Below are 14699 nucleotides of genomic sequence, written 5' to 3'. Positions count from 1 at the left end.
AGCCCCCAGTGAGACGTGCGACGCGCACGGGCGGCTCCAAAGGAGGCGACACCCGTGGTTGAAGAGGCGACGGTGCGCGAGGCACTCAAAGTCGTGATCGATCCCGAGCTTGGTTTGAACGTGGTCGACCTGGGCCTCATCTACGGGGTGGACGTGAACGACGAGGGCAAGGTGAGCGTGCGGATGACCCTGACCACCCCCGGATGCCCGCTCTACGCGACCTTGAACGAGCAGGTGGAGGCGGCCGTCAGGCCGCTGCCGGGGGTCCGGACCGTGGAAACCGAGCTGGTCTGGGATCCTCCGTGGAACCCTGACATGATGAGCGAGGAGGCCAAACGCCTCTTGAGGTGGGGCATCCGCTGAGCACGCGGGGCCGCGGCGTCGCGGCCGCCGCACCTGGGTGGGGGGAGAGGCTGTGGAACGCCGCGCCGAAGAGCTGGCCGCCCTGGTGGGCGGTGAGCTGGAAGGGCCCGCCGATCGGGGGGTGATCGGCCCGGCGCCCCTGGAGGAGGCAGGCCCCGACCAGGTCAGCTACCTGGACGCGGGCCAGCCCTGGGAGCGGGCCGAGCGCAGCCGGGCCGGGGTCCTCCTCGCGCCGGCCTCGGCCCGGACCGGTGCCGGTCCCTCCGCCCGGGCGATCATCTGGGTGGACGAGCCCCGGCTCGCCTTCGCCCGGGTGCTGGAGCTCTTCCAGGAGCCCCCGTGGCTGGCGCCCGGGGTCCACCCCTCGGCCTGCGTGGCACCCGACGCGGAGCTGGGCGAGGGCGTGCGGGTGGGCCCTCAGGCCTTTGTCGGTTCCGGGGCCCGCCTGGGGGACGGTACCCTGGTCTACCCCGGTGCCCGGGTGGGCCGGGGCGCCGTGGTGGGGCAGGCTTGCTGCCTTCGGGAGAACAGCGTGGTGTCCGACGGGGTGCGGCTGGGCGACCGGGTGATCCTCCAACCCGGCGCCGTGGTGGGCTCCGACGGGTTCGGCTACGCCCGGGCCCCAGGCGGCCGCCACCGGAAGATCCCCCACCTGGGGACGGTGGTGGTGGGCGACGACGTCGAGATAGGCGCCAACAGCACCATCGACCGGGCCACCCTGGGGGAGACGGTGATCGGACGGGGGACCAAGATCGACAACCTGGTGCACGTGGCCCACAATGTCCAGGTGGGGGAAGACTGCCTGCTGGTCGCGCAGGTGGGCGTGGCCGGCAGCGCCCGCCTGGGCCGCGGGGTGGTGCTGGCCGGACAGGCGGGGGTCGCCGACCACGTGCAGCTGGGCGACGGTACGGTGGTGGCGGCCCAGGCCGGGGTCCTGAAGGACGTGGAGGGCGGCTTGGTTTCCGGCCTTCCGGCACGCCCGCACGCGGAGACCATGCGCGCCCTGGCCGCGCAGCGGCGGGTTCCCGAGCTCGTGCGCGAGGTGGCCGCGCTGAGGGCCGAGGTGGGGATGCTGCGCGACGAGCTCACCTACCTGAGAGCAGAGCGAGAAGGACCTTAAGAGGTCATGAACCCCACGGTTGAAGCCGGGGGCTTGCAGAAGCCCCGATTCATGACCAGCTTCATGAGAGAAGGGAGGGACCGCCGCTTTCCGCCCCGGGCCTGAAGACCGGGATCGCGAGCGGCGGGACACTGATGGCGCGCACCAGCCGTTGGGCAAGAAGCCTGCTCGTCGCATGGGTCGTGGCGTTCGCCCTCTCCCCGCTTCCGGCCGCGGCCTCCGGGACCACGTCGGGGCTCACGGGCTTGGTGGAGGTCAAGACGGCCGACGTCCTGCCGCCGCAGGCGGTGCGGCTCTCCCTCTACTACGACTCCGCCGGGGCCGACTTCGAGCCCGCGGTGGCGTTCGGCATCCTGCCGGGCCTGGAAGTGGCCGTCAATGGTAGCACCGCAGAGGGCAAACTGGGCCTCGGGGCCAAGATCGGCCTGCTGGCCGAGACGGCCCGGCAACCGGGGCTCGCCCTGGGCTTCACCTGGGGAGGTGCGGACGACCCGAGCTTCTTCGGCACGATCAGCAAGCGGCTGAGCAGCCTCTGGCGCCTCCATGGTGGTGTGGCCACCAGTCGAACCGCCGTGCTTCCCTTCGTGGGCGTCAGCGGTCTCCTCAATCCCGTGCAGGCGGGCGACGGCGCTGGGCTACCGCCGATCACGCTCCTCATCGAAGCGGATCCCAGCCTCCAGGTGGGTACCCGCTTCAACCTGGCCCGGGGCCTCGACGCCACCCTGGCTATCCGGGACCTGAAGAGTCTCCAGGCGGGCCTGGGGTACCAGACCAGCTTCTAGCGGGCGTCCTGGCGCGAGCTGCCTCGAACGGCCCCCCCTGGCGGGAACGGTACCAACTGCAGGTTCGGGGCATTCCGGAGCTGTGTTATAATCCGCGCGGTGCATCAGGAAAGGGTCGGTGCCTCCGTGCGGGCTCTGTTCCAAGACGGTTTCGGAAAGGACCTCCTGATCCTGTGGCTGGTGGCCGTCCTGGCCGTCACGGGCCTCGCGCTCGGCGGCTCGCGGGCGGCGGACGCCTACCTTTCCCGCGCCGTGGAGGAAACCCTGGGCAGCTCGGGCACCTACGACGCCATCGTCCACCTGCGCTCCGACGCGGCCACCGGTGGGCTGGATCAGGTCGAGGAGATCCTGGAACGGGCGCACCCCGGCATCGGTCTCCGCCGGGGCGCGGAGGTGGCCGGGAACGCCAGCCTCTTCGTCACCCTTCCGGCGGAGGCGCGGAACCGCGCCGGTTTCGAAGGGCTTCCTGAGCTGGTTCGCAACGTTCCGGGCTTCAACGGCGTCACGTACCTGGTGGAACCGTCGGTGGAGGTGGCCAACATCGCACCCGGCCTCGAGCGCGAGCTGGCGGCGCGGGTGGAGCGGGAACCGGGCGTGGCCTTCGCCTTCCGCCACGGCGACACGGTCACAGCGGTGCTCACTGGGCCCGACCGGGTCCGATCCGTCTCCGAGCGCCTCCGCCGCCTCGCGGCTGACCGGCGCCTGGTGGAGCTGCGCCTGCCCCTGGCGGGTACCGTCGACCCGAGGGAAGCCGTGGAACGCCTCGCCGCCCGCAGCGGCCTGGCCCTGCGGCCCGTGGACCCTCCTGGCGCCGCCTCCCCCGGTTTGGCCGCGGCCCTGCGGCAGCTCGACACCCTCCTTCCCCTCTTGAGCGAGCAAGACGGCATGAAAGGCGCCTGGCAGCAGGCCGCGCAGCAGCTGCGCGATCTGGCGGGCGCCGTCGGCCAGGGGCGCGAGGCCGCCCGCTCGGCGGCGGCCTCGGGATCCGAGACGGCAGCCCAGCTCCAGGCGGCCCTCCACGAGGTGGAAAGCCTCAAGGCCCGGGTCGACCAGCTCACCCAGGAGCTGGCCAGCCCCTCGGGCCGCGGAGCCGCCCTGGACCTGCTGGCCCAGCTTCTCCTGGAGAACCTGGCAGGGGAGAGCGCGCAGGCCAACCCGGACGCCTCGGGCAAGCAACCCGGTGCGGACCGGGCCCCAGGGGGGGCTCGCGACCCTCTGGCGGCCGTGCAGGGACTGAAGCCCGAGGCGCTGGCCCAGCTTCAAGGGCACCTGGAGGCGCTGCGCACCAGCCTCGACGGAATGGACCCCGCCGCCCTGGAACAGGCGGCGGTGGAGCTGGAGGCGACGGCCGCCCGTCTGCCCTCGCTGACCGGCGCCCAGGTCGAGGAGCTCCGCTCGCTGGTGGACACCTGGACGAGCCGGGCCGCGGGGACGGAGGGCCGCATCTACTTCACGGCCCCTGGTGGTGCCGACCAAGGCTCCCTGGCCCGGGTCGCCCGGGAGGAGCTGGGCGATGCCGAGGCCACGGCCTCCCTCCTGCCCGCGGCCACCGTGCGACCGAACGCCCGGGCCAGCCTGCTGCAGCTCCTGCACCAGGCCCGGGGGCTGGTGGCGGGTATCCTGGTGGTGGTGCTGGCGGCGGTGCACCTGCTCCTGGACCTCTCTGCGGTCCGCTCGGGCGCCGCCGCGCTGGGCCGCCTGAGACCCGGGCGCGGCCGAGCGTCCGCCGACGGCCGCCCCGCGGAACCCTGGACCCGGTTCGGCCGGTGGATACGCCGGCGCGAAAGGCTGCCCGACGCCACCTGGCTCTTCGCCGCCGTCTGGGGGGCTGTGGTGCTGGCCGCGAGCTACGGGCTCGCAGGTGCGGAGCTGCCCTACGTGACCTGGCAGGGCGCGGCCCTGGCCGGCGCGCTGCTGGCGCTGGCGGCCTGGGCCCTGGCGGGAAGGATCAACCCGGTGCGCGCCGAGGAAGTGGAGCTGGCCGTGGCCGCGGGGCTCACGCCGGCCCAAGTGATGCGGGCGGTGGTCCTCCCCGAGGCCCGTCCCTCGCTCCTGGGGTTCCTGGCCCGCCGGGGCCGGCTCCTGGAGGGACCGGGCGGGAGCGCGGCGCCGCGCCTGCTGAGAGCGCTCGGAAACCGGTGGCGCCGGGGAGGTGCAGCCCGTGGGCCGAGGACGTGAGACGCCGGCCGAAAAGCAGCCTGTGCTGCGGGTTCGAGGACTGAGCAAGCGCTTCGGGCCGGTCCGGGCCCTGACGGGGGTGGACCTGGAGGTCCAGCCGGGCGAGGTGGTGGCCCTCCTGGGCCCCAGCGGATGCGGCAAGTCGACGCTCCTGCGCTGTGTGGACGGCCTGGAGGCGCCCGACGAGGGCGAGGTGGAGATCGCGGGCGTGGTGCTCCGCGAGGCGAGGTCGGACGAGCTGCCGCTGCTCCGGCGCCGGGTGGGCTTCGTCTTCCAGGGCTCCCACCTGCTGCGACGGCTTACCGCGGAACAGAACGTGGCCATAGGCCTGGTGGCCGCCGGCCAGCCGACCCATCAGGCGCTGGCGGTGGCTCGGGCCGCCCTGGAGCGGGTCGGTATGGGCTGGGCCGCAGGCCGCCGGCCCGAGGAGCTCTCGGGGGGCGAGCGGCAGCGGGTCGCCATCGCTCGGGCCCTGGTGGGCGAGCCGCTGCTGATGCTCTGGGACGAGCCCACGGCCTCCCTGGACCCGGTGGTGGTCCACGAGATCCTGAAGCTCATGGAGGGCCTGGTGGCCGAGTCGGATCGGGCCATGCTCCTGGTGACCCACCAGGTGGGCTTCGCCCGCCAGGTGGCGCACCGCCTGGTCTTCATGGAGGCCGGGCGCGTGGTGGAGTCCGGCCCGCCCGAGGAGGTGCTGGCCGCGCCCCGATCCCAGGTGGCCCGGCGGTACCAGATGCTCCTGGGGGCATGAGGAGGGCGGGACCGAGGAGCCTCCGGCGACCGGGGCAGGAGCAGGCTCTGCGACGAGAACCAGCCCGTGGGTTCCGGTCTCCCCGGCGGCGCGGAAGGGAGGGCCCCGGGGGTGCCGAATGGGTGGGGGAGCGGAAGAATGGGAAGGGGGCCGTCGCCGTGCGGCAGGTGACGATCGCCCGGCCCGTCGAGTTCGAGGGGAAGGGGATCCACTCCGGGCAATGGAGCCGGGTCCGGCTGGAGCCGGCCCGGTCGGGCGGGGGGATCCGCTTCGTGCGCGCCGACCTGCCCGGGCGACCGGTGATCCCCACCGAGCCGGGCCGTGTGGTGGGGACACGCCGTTCCACCACCCTCGGGATCGGTGAGGCACGGGTCCAGACGGTGGAACACCTGCTGGCCTCCCTCGCGGGCATGGGCGTTTGGCACGCGGACGTCCTCGTCTGGGGGGAGGAGCTCCCAGCCGGGGATGGAAGCCTGACGACCTTCACGCAGATGCTGGAAGAGGCGGGCCGGCAGGAAATCGAGCCGGACGGCAGGGCGGTGCCGGTGCGATCCGTGCCGGTTCCCGTGCTGGTGGAAGAGGGCGAGGCGACCCTGGTGGCGCTGCCACCGGTTCACGGAGACGAGGGGCTCACGCTCCGATACGTCTTCCTCAGCCAGCACCGGGGGCTCGCGAGCCAGCAGTTCCGGTTCGCGGTGCAGCCGGGGGCGGAGGACGCGGCCACCTTCGCCCGCGAGGTGGCGCCGGCCCGGACCGTCGCCTTTCTGAGCGAGGTGGAGGCGCTCCGGCGGGAGGGGCTGGCCATGGGCGAGCCGGGCATGGCGGTGCTGGTGGGGGAGGAGAAGGTCCTCACCGCGCTCCGCTTTCCCAACGAGGTGGCCCGCCACAAGTTGGCAGACCTTCTGGGCGACCTGGCCGTGCTGGGACCTCTGGCCGGGACGGTGATCGGCGTCGCCTCCGGCCACGCCCTGAACCAGAGGCTGACGCAGGCGCTGTCTTCGGTGTTCCAAGGAGGAGAGGCCGAATGAAGGCGATCGTTCCCGTGGCGGGCGTGGGCACGCGGCTGCGCCCCCAGACGCACACGGTCCCCAAGGTCCTGGTGCCCGTGGCCGGCAAGCCCATCCTGGCCCACATCCTGGACCGCCTTCAACCCCTGGGGGTCGACCAGGTGGTCCTGGTGGTGGGTTACCTGGGCGAAAAGGTGGTCGACTACGTGCGGGGCCGCTACCGGATGCGGGTGCACGTGGTGGAGCAGCAGGAGCGGAAGGGTTTGGGGCACGCCATCCATCTCACCCAGGACGCGGTGGAGGCGGAGGAACCGGTGCTGATCGTCCTGGGCGACACCATCGTGGAGGCGGACCTGGAGCCCGTAGTCCGCGGTTCCCGGAGCGCCATCGGCGTCCGGCGGGTGGAGGACCCCCGGCGTTTCGGCATCGTGGAGATGGAGGGCGACCGGGTGGTCCGCCTGGTGGAGAAGCCCGACCACCCCACCTCGGACCTGGCGGTGGTGGGGATCTATTTCCTCAAGAACCCCGGCCTCCTCTTCCGCGCCCTGGACCAGGTGATCCGCGAGGGCCGCACGGTGAAAGGGGAGTTCCAGCTTACCGACGGGCTCCAGCTCATGGTGGAGGCCGGGGAGGAACTGACCACCTTCGAGGTGGAGGCGTGGCATGATTGCGGCAGCCCCGACACCCTCCTCGAGACGAACCGGGTCCTGCTGGAGCAGTCGCCCCAGCCCGACGGGCGGTTCTCGGGATCGATCATCCGGCCCCCCGTGGCCATCTCGCCCGGGGCGCAGGTGCGGGCGTCCATCATCGGGCCCTACGTCTCCATCAGCGCCGGCGCCCGGATCGAGCACTCCCTCATCAGCGACAGCATCATCAGCGAGGGGGCCCAGGTGGAGGGCGTACTCCTCCAGCACTCGCTGGTGGGCGAGCACGCGACGGTGCGGGGCAGCGAGACCCGCCTCAACATCGGCGACCACTCGGAGATCGAGATCGGCCACGGCAGCCCGCATGGCGCGGGGAAGGGGTGGTGACCCCATGGGCATCCACGTGGACGCGACCGCCCGCATCGACCGCCGGGCGGAGCTGGAGGACGGCGTGCGGGTGGGTCCCTACGCTGTCATCGAAGGGGCCGTGCACGTCGGGGAGGGGACGGTGGTCGGACCCCACGCCGTCCTCTACGGGCCCACCCGCCTCGGCCGGGCCAACCGGATCGGGGCCGGTGCCGCGCTGGGCACCGCTCCCCAGGACGTCGGGTACCGGGGGGAGCCCACGGAGCTGGTGGTGGGCGACGAGAACGAGATCCGGGAGTACGTGACCATCAGCCGGGGGACCGTCAAGGGGGGCGGCCTCACCCGGGTGGGAAACCGTTGCTTCTTCATGCATTACAGCCACGTGGGCCACGACGTGCAGGTGGGCGACGGCGTGGTGCTCACCAACGCCGCCGCCCTGGCCGGGCACACCCACGTCGGCGACGGTGCGGTGATCGGCGGCATGGCGGGTATCCACCAGTTCGTCGCGGTGGGGCGGTTGGCCATGGTGGGAGCCCTGGCCATGGTGCGGCAGGACGTACCCCCCTTCATGTTGGTGGCGGGGAACCCCGCCCGGGTGCACGGCCTCAACGCCGTGGGCCTCCGCCGGGCCGGGATCGGGCCGGGGGTGAGGGACCTGCTGAAGCAGGCTTACCGGCTGCTCTACCGCTCCTCCCTGGGTCTGGAGGAGGCCCTGGCCCGAATCGAGGCCCTGGGCGACGCGGCGGAGCTCGCAGAGCTGGCGGCCTTCGCCCGCTCGTCCCGGCGAGGCATCGTGCGCGAGGAGCCCGGGCGATCCGATGACCTCTGACCCGTCGGACGTCGCGATCCTGGCGGGGGCGGGGCGGCTTCCCGTCGAGGCCGCGACCCGGCTCCGCCGGTCGGGGAAGCCGGCCCTGGTGGTGGCGGTGGCCCCTGAGCCCGACCCGGAGCTGGCACGGCAGGCGGGCGCCTGCCACCGGGTGGATGTGGGCCAGTGGGACGAGGTGAAGCGGCGTCTCCGGGAGGGGGGAGCCCGGAAGGTCGTCCTCTTGGGTAAGGTGCCCAAGACCTCCCTCTACCATGCGCCGCTGGATGCGGGCATCCGCCGGCTCCTGGACGGGCTCCGGGCGCGCAACGACGATGCGATCCTGGGGGCCCTGGTGAACGACCTGGCCGCCCTGGGGCTGGAGGTGCTCCCCCAGGCGTGGGCGGTGCCCCACCTGGTCATGCCGGAAGGGCAACTGACCCGCTCGGGGGCCAGCCCTGAGGAGCAGCAGGACGTGGCCCTCGGGTTCACTGTGGCCCGGGCCATCGCCGGGCTGGACCTGGGGCAGACGGTGGTGCTGCGGGGCCGGGCCGTGACGGCCGTGGAGGCCATCGAGGGGACCGACGCCTGCATCCTACGGGGGGGTGCCCTGGCCGGGGACGGAGCCGTGGTGGTGAAGGTGCGCAAGCCGGCCCAGGATCCCCGGTTCGACCTGCCGACCATGGGGCTTGACACCCTGGCGGTCGCCCAGAGGGCCGGGGTGCGGGTGCTGGCCCTGGAGGCCGGCGAGGCGCTCCTGGTGGACCGGGAGGCCGTGATCCAGGCGGCGGACGAGGCAGGGATCTGCCTGCTGGGGATCAGGGAGGAGCAGGCGAGGGCTTGGGGGAGTGGCAGCGCATGAGCCAGGCGGAGCGCAGGCGGGTGATGGTGGTGGCGGGCGAGGCCTCGGGGGACCTCCACGGGGCGGCGCTGGCCCGCGCGCTCCGGGCCCAGGACCCCTCGGTGCGCCTGTACGGGCTGGGCGGCTCGGCCATGCGGCGCGAGGGCGTCCGCCTCCTTTTCGACCCGACCCGCCTGGGAACCGTGGGCTGGAGCGAGTCGCTCCGCCAGTACCCTGTCCTCCATCGGCTCTTCCTCCGGGTCTGCGGGGTCCTGGAGCGGACCTCCCCCGACTGCCTGGTGCTCATCGATTACCCGGGCTTCAACCTGCGCCTGGCCGAGGTCGCCCACCGTCTCGGGATCCCGTCCGTCTACTATTTCTCACCCACCGCCTGGGCCTACGGCAAGGGCCGAGCCGAGCGGGTGGCCCGGCACGTGCGGAAGGTCTGCGCGGTCTTTCCCTTCGAGGCTGACGTCTACCGGGAGGCGGGCGCCGACGTGACGTACGTGGGGCACCCGCTCCTGGACCTGGTGGCCGAGGGGCGGCGGAACCCCGAAGAGCTGGCCGAGGCACGGGCCGCCCTGGGGCTGGGCGTGCGGCCGGGCCCCGGAACCGCCGGTGGCGCAGGGCCCGACGGCCCGGTGGTGGCACTCCTCCCGGGCAGCCGCGAGCAGGAGGTGCGCGCCCTGCTCCCCGTGATGCTGGAGGCCGCCCGGCGCTTCGGCGAGCAGGCTCCCGGCGCGGCCTACCTCCTGCCCCTGGCGGAAAGCCTGGTTGGGACCCAGGCCGGAGCCTTCGTGGAGGATCGAGCCGCCACCGCCCAGGTCCCCGTGCGCCTCCTGCCGGGCCAGAGCCTCCTCGCGCTTCAGCTCAGCGACCAGGCGTGGGTCGCGTCGGGGACAGCCACCCTGGAGGCGGCCTTGCTGGGGGTACCCCAGGTTCTGCTCTACCGGGTTTCGACGTCCACCTACTGGATCGCCCGCATGCTGATCCGGATCCCCTACATCGGCCTGCCCAACATCGTGGCCCAGAGGCGGATCGTGCCGGAGCTCCTGCAGGGCGAGGCGACGCCTGGTCGCTTGGTGAACGAAGCGCTGCGGCTGCACCGGGACCGGGCGGCGCGCGAGGTCCAGCTTCAGGGCTACGACGAGGTGCGGGCCCGATTGGGAGAGCCCGGAGCCCTGGCTCGGGCGGCGCAGGTGGTTCTCCAGGTGGCCGGCGACGAGGCGCAGCCGGGCGGCGTTCCGGCCCAGGCGGAAGGCGCTGAGGCTCCCCGAGCGGGCGGGGAGGACGCCAGAGGCGTGGTGCGACCATGAGGGAGGTCCTGGTGACGGTCAACAGTCCGGGTGAGGTGGCGACGTGGCTGGAGCCCGTGGCGCGCGAGCTGCTGCACCGTCTGGGCGACGCGCGCCTGACGGTGATGATCCCCCCCTGCACCTTCGCGAGCGGGGCGGAGGCGGGGGTCGTGCGCGACCTCCTGGGCGGCCCGGCGGGCGTTCGCGTCTACGAACCCGGCCAGGTGGTGGCCTTTCTCCTGAGCCGCCGGCGGCCCCCCGGCTACCGCCCCGCCCGGCAGGGCGTGGTCCTCTTCCTGGGGGGCGACATGGTCTACGCGGCGTGGCTGGCCCGTCGCCTGGGGTACCGGGCCCTGGCCTACACCGAGGGCCGGGTCCGCTGGACGGGGGTCTTCGAGCGGTTTCTCCTGCCCGATGGTCGCGCCCTGGACCGGGCGCGCCGGCGGCTGGGGAGCAAGATCGACCGCCTCTCCGAGCGCCTCGAGGTGGTGGGGGACCTGATGACCGATGCGGCCAGGAGTCGCCTCGCGCCTGGCGAGGTGCGGGCGCGCCTCCGGTTGGAGCCCGGGGAGCAGGTGCTCCTGCTGCTGCCGGGCAGCCGGTCGGCCGAGCTCCGGTTCCTGATGCCCCTCTACCTGGAGGCGCTCCGGCGGCTTGCGATCACGCCGCCTCCTGCGGGGATGGAGGCCGCCCCGGTACGAGCCGTTTTCACCCTTTCACCCTTTGTGGATGCGACGGCCGCCGCAGCCCTGGCCCGTGCGGCGTGGGCAGGCGGGGCGCGGGGGGCCCGCGCCCGGGAGACGGGCGACTGGGAGCCGCTGGACCTTCCCGGCGCCCGGCGCCTCGCCCTCGGGCGCCTGGGCCCGGAGGGCACCCGCACCCAGGCGGCCCGCCCGGTTCGGGTGGAGCTGGTGCAGGGCGCGAGCCGGGAGCTCATGGCGGCGGCCGACATGGCCCTGACCCTCCCCGGCAGCAACACCGCGGAGATGGCGGCCTTCGGCCTTCCCATGCTGGTGGTGCTGCCGCTGCAGCGGCCTGAGGAGATCCCCCTGGAGGGGCTGGCGGGTCTGGTGGGGGGCCTTCCGGCCGTCGGTCCGGCATTGAAGCGCCGGGCCGTGTACCGGGTGGAGCGGGCCACCCCCTTCGTGGCGCTGCCCAACCGGCGGGCGGGCCGCCGGTTGGTGCCGGAGCTGCGGGGCGAGGTAGGCCCCGAGGCCCTGGCCGGAGAGCTGGCCGCGTGGCTGGACGACGGCCCGCGCCGCGCCGGGGTCCGCCACGCTCTGGAGGCGCTGCGGGGCGAGCCGGGCGCGGCCCGGCGCGTGGCGGACCGGGTCCTTTCCATGCTCGGCGGTGCTCCCGACGGCGCACTGGACGCGGCCGGCGAGCGCGAAGGCTCCACGGAGGTGGCACCATGAGCCCAGCAGCTTCGGCTCCGGTACCCGAGGTCGCCACGCGCCCCAGCGATGCCGGCCGGCGGAGCGTGGCGCTGCGCCTCCTGCAGTACGCCCGTCCGCACCTGCGCGCCGCCCTGGGAGGCCTCCTTTGCATGCTGGTCGTCTCCGGGACCGAGCTCGTGCTCCCGCTGATCTTCGGCCAGGGCATCGTGCGCGAGGTGCTCAGCGTCCACAGCTCCATGACGCGCATCACCCAGCTCGTCCTCCTGATCGTGGGCCTGATGCTGGTGCGGGGCCTCTTCCGCTACGGGCGCGGCTACCTCCTGGGTTATACGGCCCAGCGGCTGGTGGCCGACCTGCGGCGCGCCGTACACCAGAAGCTTCAGGAGCTCTCCCTGGACTTCCACCAGCGGCACCGGACGGGCGAGCTGGTCTCCCGGATCACCTTCGACGCCGCCCAGATCCAGGCCGGCGTGGGCCGTGCCATCGGCGACCTGGCCGGCCAGCTCCTGACCCTGGCGGGGGTGCTCTTCTTCCTGATCTACCTCAACGCCCGCATGGCCCTGGTGAGCCTGATCATCCTGGCCCTGGCAGGGTGGGCCATCGACCTGTACGGCCGCCGCATCCGCCGGGCCAGCCGCCGGGTGCAGGAGCGCATGGCGGGCATCGCCGCGGCCCTGCAGGAGATGCTGGGGGCGATCCGGGTCGTCAAGGCCTTTACCCTCCAGCGGAGCCTCCAGGGTCGCTTCGACCAGGAGAACGAGGCGGGCTTCGAGGCCCAGATGAAGTCGGTACAGCTCGAGGCGACGGTGACGCCCGTGGTGGAGCTGGTGACCGCCGTGGGCGTCGCGGCCATCCTCTGGGTGGGCGGATGGGAGATCCTCCACGGCCGCATGGACGCGGGAGGGTTCATGAGCTTCGTCGGCTACCTGGCCCTGGTCCTGGGGCCCGTGGGCGGCATCTCCCACACCTCGGCCCAGCTCCAGCAGGCGGCCGCGGCAGCCCAGCGGGTCTTCGAGCTGCTGGACGAGCCCGACCGGGTGGCCGAGCCGCCCGTCCCCCGGCGGCTGCCCCGCTGCAAAGGGCGGGTGAGCTTCGAGGACGTCTGGTTCGCGTACGAGCCGGGCCAGTGGGTGCTGCGGGGCATCGACCTGAAGGTGGAGCCGGGGCAGCGGGTGGCCCTGGTGGGGCCCAGCGGGGCCGGCAAGTCGACCCTGGTGAACCTGATCCCCCGCTTCTACGACGTTGCCCGGGGGACGGTGCGGGTGGACGGCATCGACGTGCGCGAGCTCTCGATCGAGGACCTGCGCCGGGCCATCGGGCTGGTTCCTCAGGAGACGGTGCTCTTTGGGGTGAGCGTCTTGGAGAACCTGGCCTACGGGCGCTCTGGGGCCACCCGCGAGGAGATCGAAGCCGCGGCCCGGGCCGCCAACGCGCACGATTTCATCATGGAGCTGCCCCAGGGCTACGAGACGAGGGTGGGGGAGCGGGGGGCCACCCTCTCGGGCGGCCAGCGGCAGCGGATCGCGATCGCCCGCGCACTCCTGCGGGACCCGCGCCTGCTCATTCTGGACGAGGCGACCTCCTCCCTGGACGCCCCCTCGGAGCGGTTGGTGCAGGAAGCGTTGGAGCGGCTCATGCGGGACCGGACGAGCTTCGTGGTGGCCCACCGGCTCTCCACCGTCGTGGCCGCAGACCGGATCCTGGTGGTGGACGGCGGGCGGGTGGTGGAAGAAGGAACCCACGCCGAGCTCATGAACCGGCGGGGTCTCTACCGGAGCCTCTTCGAGGCCCAGTCCCGGGAAGGGGTCCAGACCCTTGGCCGTTGAGAGACCCATGCGGCTTCTGGTCCTCTCCAACGGTCATGGGGAGGACCTGCTGGCCCGAACCCTCGTCTCCGCCCTCCAGGCGCGAGCCGCGGAGGTGGGGGTGGCCCTGGAGGTCTGGGCCTTCCCCCTGGTGGGCGAGGGCCTCGCCTGGACCGCATCGGAGCCGGGGCGCCGGGCGGTGCCGGAGCCCCTTGGGGCGGCCGCGGAGGAGCGGGGCGGCCGGCCGTGGAAGGTGGTGGGGGTGCAGGCCGCGATGCCGTCCGGCGGGTTCCTCCTGGAGGGCAGCGGCGGGCTCTGGAAGGACCTGCGGGCGGGCCTTCTGGGCCTGGCCGCCCGGCAGGCCCGAAGCGTGCGGGGGCTGGGCCGGCAGGCCGACTGGGTGCTCGCCGTGGGCGACGTGGTGCCGCTGGCCGCGGGGATCCTGCTGGCCCGGCGCCCGACGGTCTTCGTGAGCACGGCCAAGAGCGAGCGCATCCGGGGTTTCGGCCGTGCGGAGCGCCGGCTCATGCGGCGGGCGCGTCTGGTCTTCGCCCGCGACCCCGAGAGCGCCCGGGCGCTGGCCGATGCGGGCGTGCCCGCCCGGTACGCCGGCAACCTGATGATGGATGCCCTGGAAGCGGGGCCCCTGCCCGAGGCGGCGACCGACGGGCTGGTGGTGGCGCTCCTGCCCGGAAGCCACGCGGACGCGTACGACAACCTGGCCGTCATGGGTCGGGTGGCGATGGCGGTGGCCGCGTGCTGGCCCGGTCCGGCCCGCTTCCTGGTGCCTCTGGCCGCCGGGCTGGACCCGGTGCGGGCCCAGGACGCCCTCGCCTCCGGCGGCTGGCGGGCGGCGGGCGGCCCTCCCCAGGAGGGTCCGGGCGCGGCACCCGCGGCCGAGGCCGGGGGCCGGTGGTTCGAGACCGGATCGGCCGCCCGCGGTGGGCCGCTCCTTTGGATGGGCCAGGGCCTCTTCGGCAGCGTGCTGCACGGCTGCCACCTGGTGGTGGGGCTGGCGGGCACCGCCAACGAGCAGGCGGCGGGCCTGGGCAAGCCCGTGGTGACCTTTCCCGGTCCCGGCATCCAGGCAACCGAAGCATTCCTGGCGGACCAGCGGCGCCTTCTGGGCGAGGCGGTGGTGGTGGCGCCGCCCGATCCCGACGCCGTGGCCCGGGAGATCTGCCGCATCGCTTCCGACCCGGCGGCGTACCGGCGCATGAGCGAGGCCGGGCGGGCGGTCATGGGCCGCGCCGGCGCGGCGGGGCGGATGGCGGGTCAGATCGTGGCCGCCTTCGGCGGCGGCGAGGGGCCTTTCGGCCCTGCAGAGAAGATCCGGCCGTGACGA

At 73.7% G+C, this 14699-nt stretch carries 13 protein-coding genes; all 13 read left to right on the top strand.

Annotation, left to right across the window (positions count from 1 at the left end):
• Window positions 1-54: 54 nt before the first annotated feature.
• The 13 genes from LIP_RS14440 to LIP_RS14380 all read left to right on the top strand — a co-directional run bounded on the left by LIP_RS14440 (window position 55) and on the right by LIP_RS14380 (window position 14696).
• Window positions 55-363 carry a metal-sulfur cluster assembly factor gene (locus LIP_RS14440; protein WP_068139914.1) on the top strand — a complete coding sequence of 103 codons (309 nt, stop codon included), beginning with the start codon at window positions 55-57 and terminating at the stop codon, window positions 361-363.
• A 52-nt stretch (window positions 364-415) separates the two neighbouring features.
• A complete protein-coding gene (lpxD, locus tag LIP_RS14435) occupies window positions 416-1483 on the top strand; it encodes a UDP-3-O-(3-hydroxymyristoyl)glucosamine N-acyltransferase (RefSeq protein ID WP_068139911.1) in 1068 nt (355 codons plus the stop codon).
• Window positions 1484-1617: 134 nt separating this feature from the next.
• Window positions 1618-2265, top strand: coding sequence for a hypothetical protein (locus tag LIP_RS14430; protein ID WP_144440524.1), 648 nt, complete (start codon window positions 1618-1620; stop codon window positions 2263-2265).
• A gap of 126 nt (window positions 2266-2391) precedes the next feature.
• Window positions 2392-4443 carry a hypothetical protein gene (locus LIP_RS14425; protein WP_068139906.1) on the top strand — a complete coding sequence of 684 codons (2052 nt, stop codon included), beginning with the start codon at window positions 2392-2394 and terminating at the stop codon, window positions 4441-4443.
• Window positions 4427-5194 (top strand): amino acid ABC transporter ATP-binding protein, encoded by a 768-nt coding sequence (locus tag LIP_RS14420; RefSeq protein WP_068139904.1) that lies wholly within the window; start codon window positions 4427-4429, stop codon window positions 5192-5194. The genes LIP_RS14425 and LIP_RS14420 overlap by 17 nt, the downstream gene beginning before the upstream one ends.
• Window positions 5195-5352: 158 nt before the next feature.
• Window positions 5353-6222, top strand: coding sequence for a UDP-3-O-acyl-N-acetylglucosamine deacetylase (locus LIP_RS14415; RefSeq protein ID WP_158509699.1), 870 nt, complete (start codon window positions 5353-5355; stop codon window positions 6220-6222).
• Complete coding sequence (locus tag LIP_RS14410) at window positions 6219-7232, top strand: sugar nucleotidyltransferase (RefSeq protein WP_068139897.1); 1014 nt, start codon at window positions 6219-6221, stop codon at window positions 7230-7232. The genes LIP_RS14415 and LIP_RS14410 overlap by 4 nt, the downstream gene beginning before the upstream one ends.
• 4 nt (window positions 7233-7236) lie before the next feature.
• The gene (gene lpxA / locus LIP_RS14405; protein ID WP_068139895.1) at window positions 7237-8040 is read left to right on the top strand and encodes an acyl-ACP--UDP-N-acetylglucosamine O-acyltransferase; all 804 of its coding nucleotides are present in this window, start codon (window positions 7237-7239) and stop codon (window positions 8038-8040) included.
• Complete coding sequence (locus tag LIP_RS14400; RefSeq protein ID WP_068139892.1) at window positions 8030-8878, top strand: LpxI family protein; 849 nt, start codon at window positions 8030-8032, stop codon at window positions 8876-8878. The genes lpxA and LIP_RS14400 overlap by 11 nt, the downstream gene beginning before the upstream one ends.
• Entirely contained in the window at window positions 8875-10173 is a 1299-nt protein-coding gene (gene lpxB / locus LIP_RS14395; protein WP_144440523.1) for a lipid-A-disaccharide synthase, read from the top strand. Before LIP_RS14400 ends, lpxB begins: the two co-directional genes overlap by 4 nt.
• Window positions 10170-11567 carry a glycosyltransferase family protein gene (locus tag LIP_RS14390; RefSeq protein ID WP_068139885.1) on the top strand — a complete coding sequence of 466 codons (1398 nt, stop codon included), beginning with the start codon at window positions 10170-10172 and terminating at the stop codon, window positions 11565-11567. The genes lpxB and LIP_RS14390 overlap by 4 nt, the downstream gene beginning before the upstream one ends.
• On the top strand, window positions 11564-13375 hold the full coding sequence (locus LIP_RS14385; RefSeq protein ID WP_068139882.1) for an ABC transporter ATP-binding protein: 1812 nt from the start codon (window positions 11564-11566) through the stop codon (window positions 13373-13375). The genes LIP_RS14390 and LIP_RS14385 overlap by 4 nt, the downstream gene beginning before the upstream one ends.
• Window positions 13365-14696 (top strand): lipid-A-disaccharide synthase-related protein, encoded by a 1332-nt coding sequence (locus LIP_RS14380; protein ID WP_144440522.1) that lies wholly within the window; start codon window positions 13365-13367, stop codon window positions 14694-14696. Before LIP_RS14385 ends, LIP_RS14380 begins: the two co-directional genes overlap by 11 nt.
• Window positions 14697-14699: the final 3 nt, after the last annotated feature.

Source organism: Limnochorda pilosa (genome assembly GCF_001544015.1).
Taxonomy (GTDB): domain Bacteria; phylum Bacillota; class Limnochordia; order Limnochordales; family Limnochordaceae; genus Limnochorda; species Limnochorda pilosa.
This window is presented reverse-complemented; position numbering and strand designations above follow the sequence as displayed.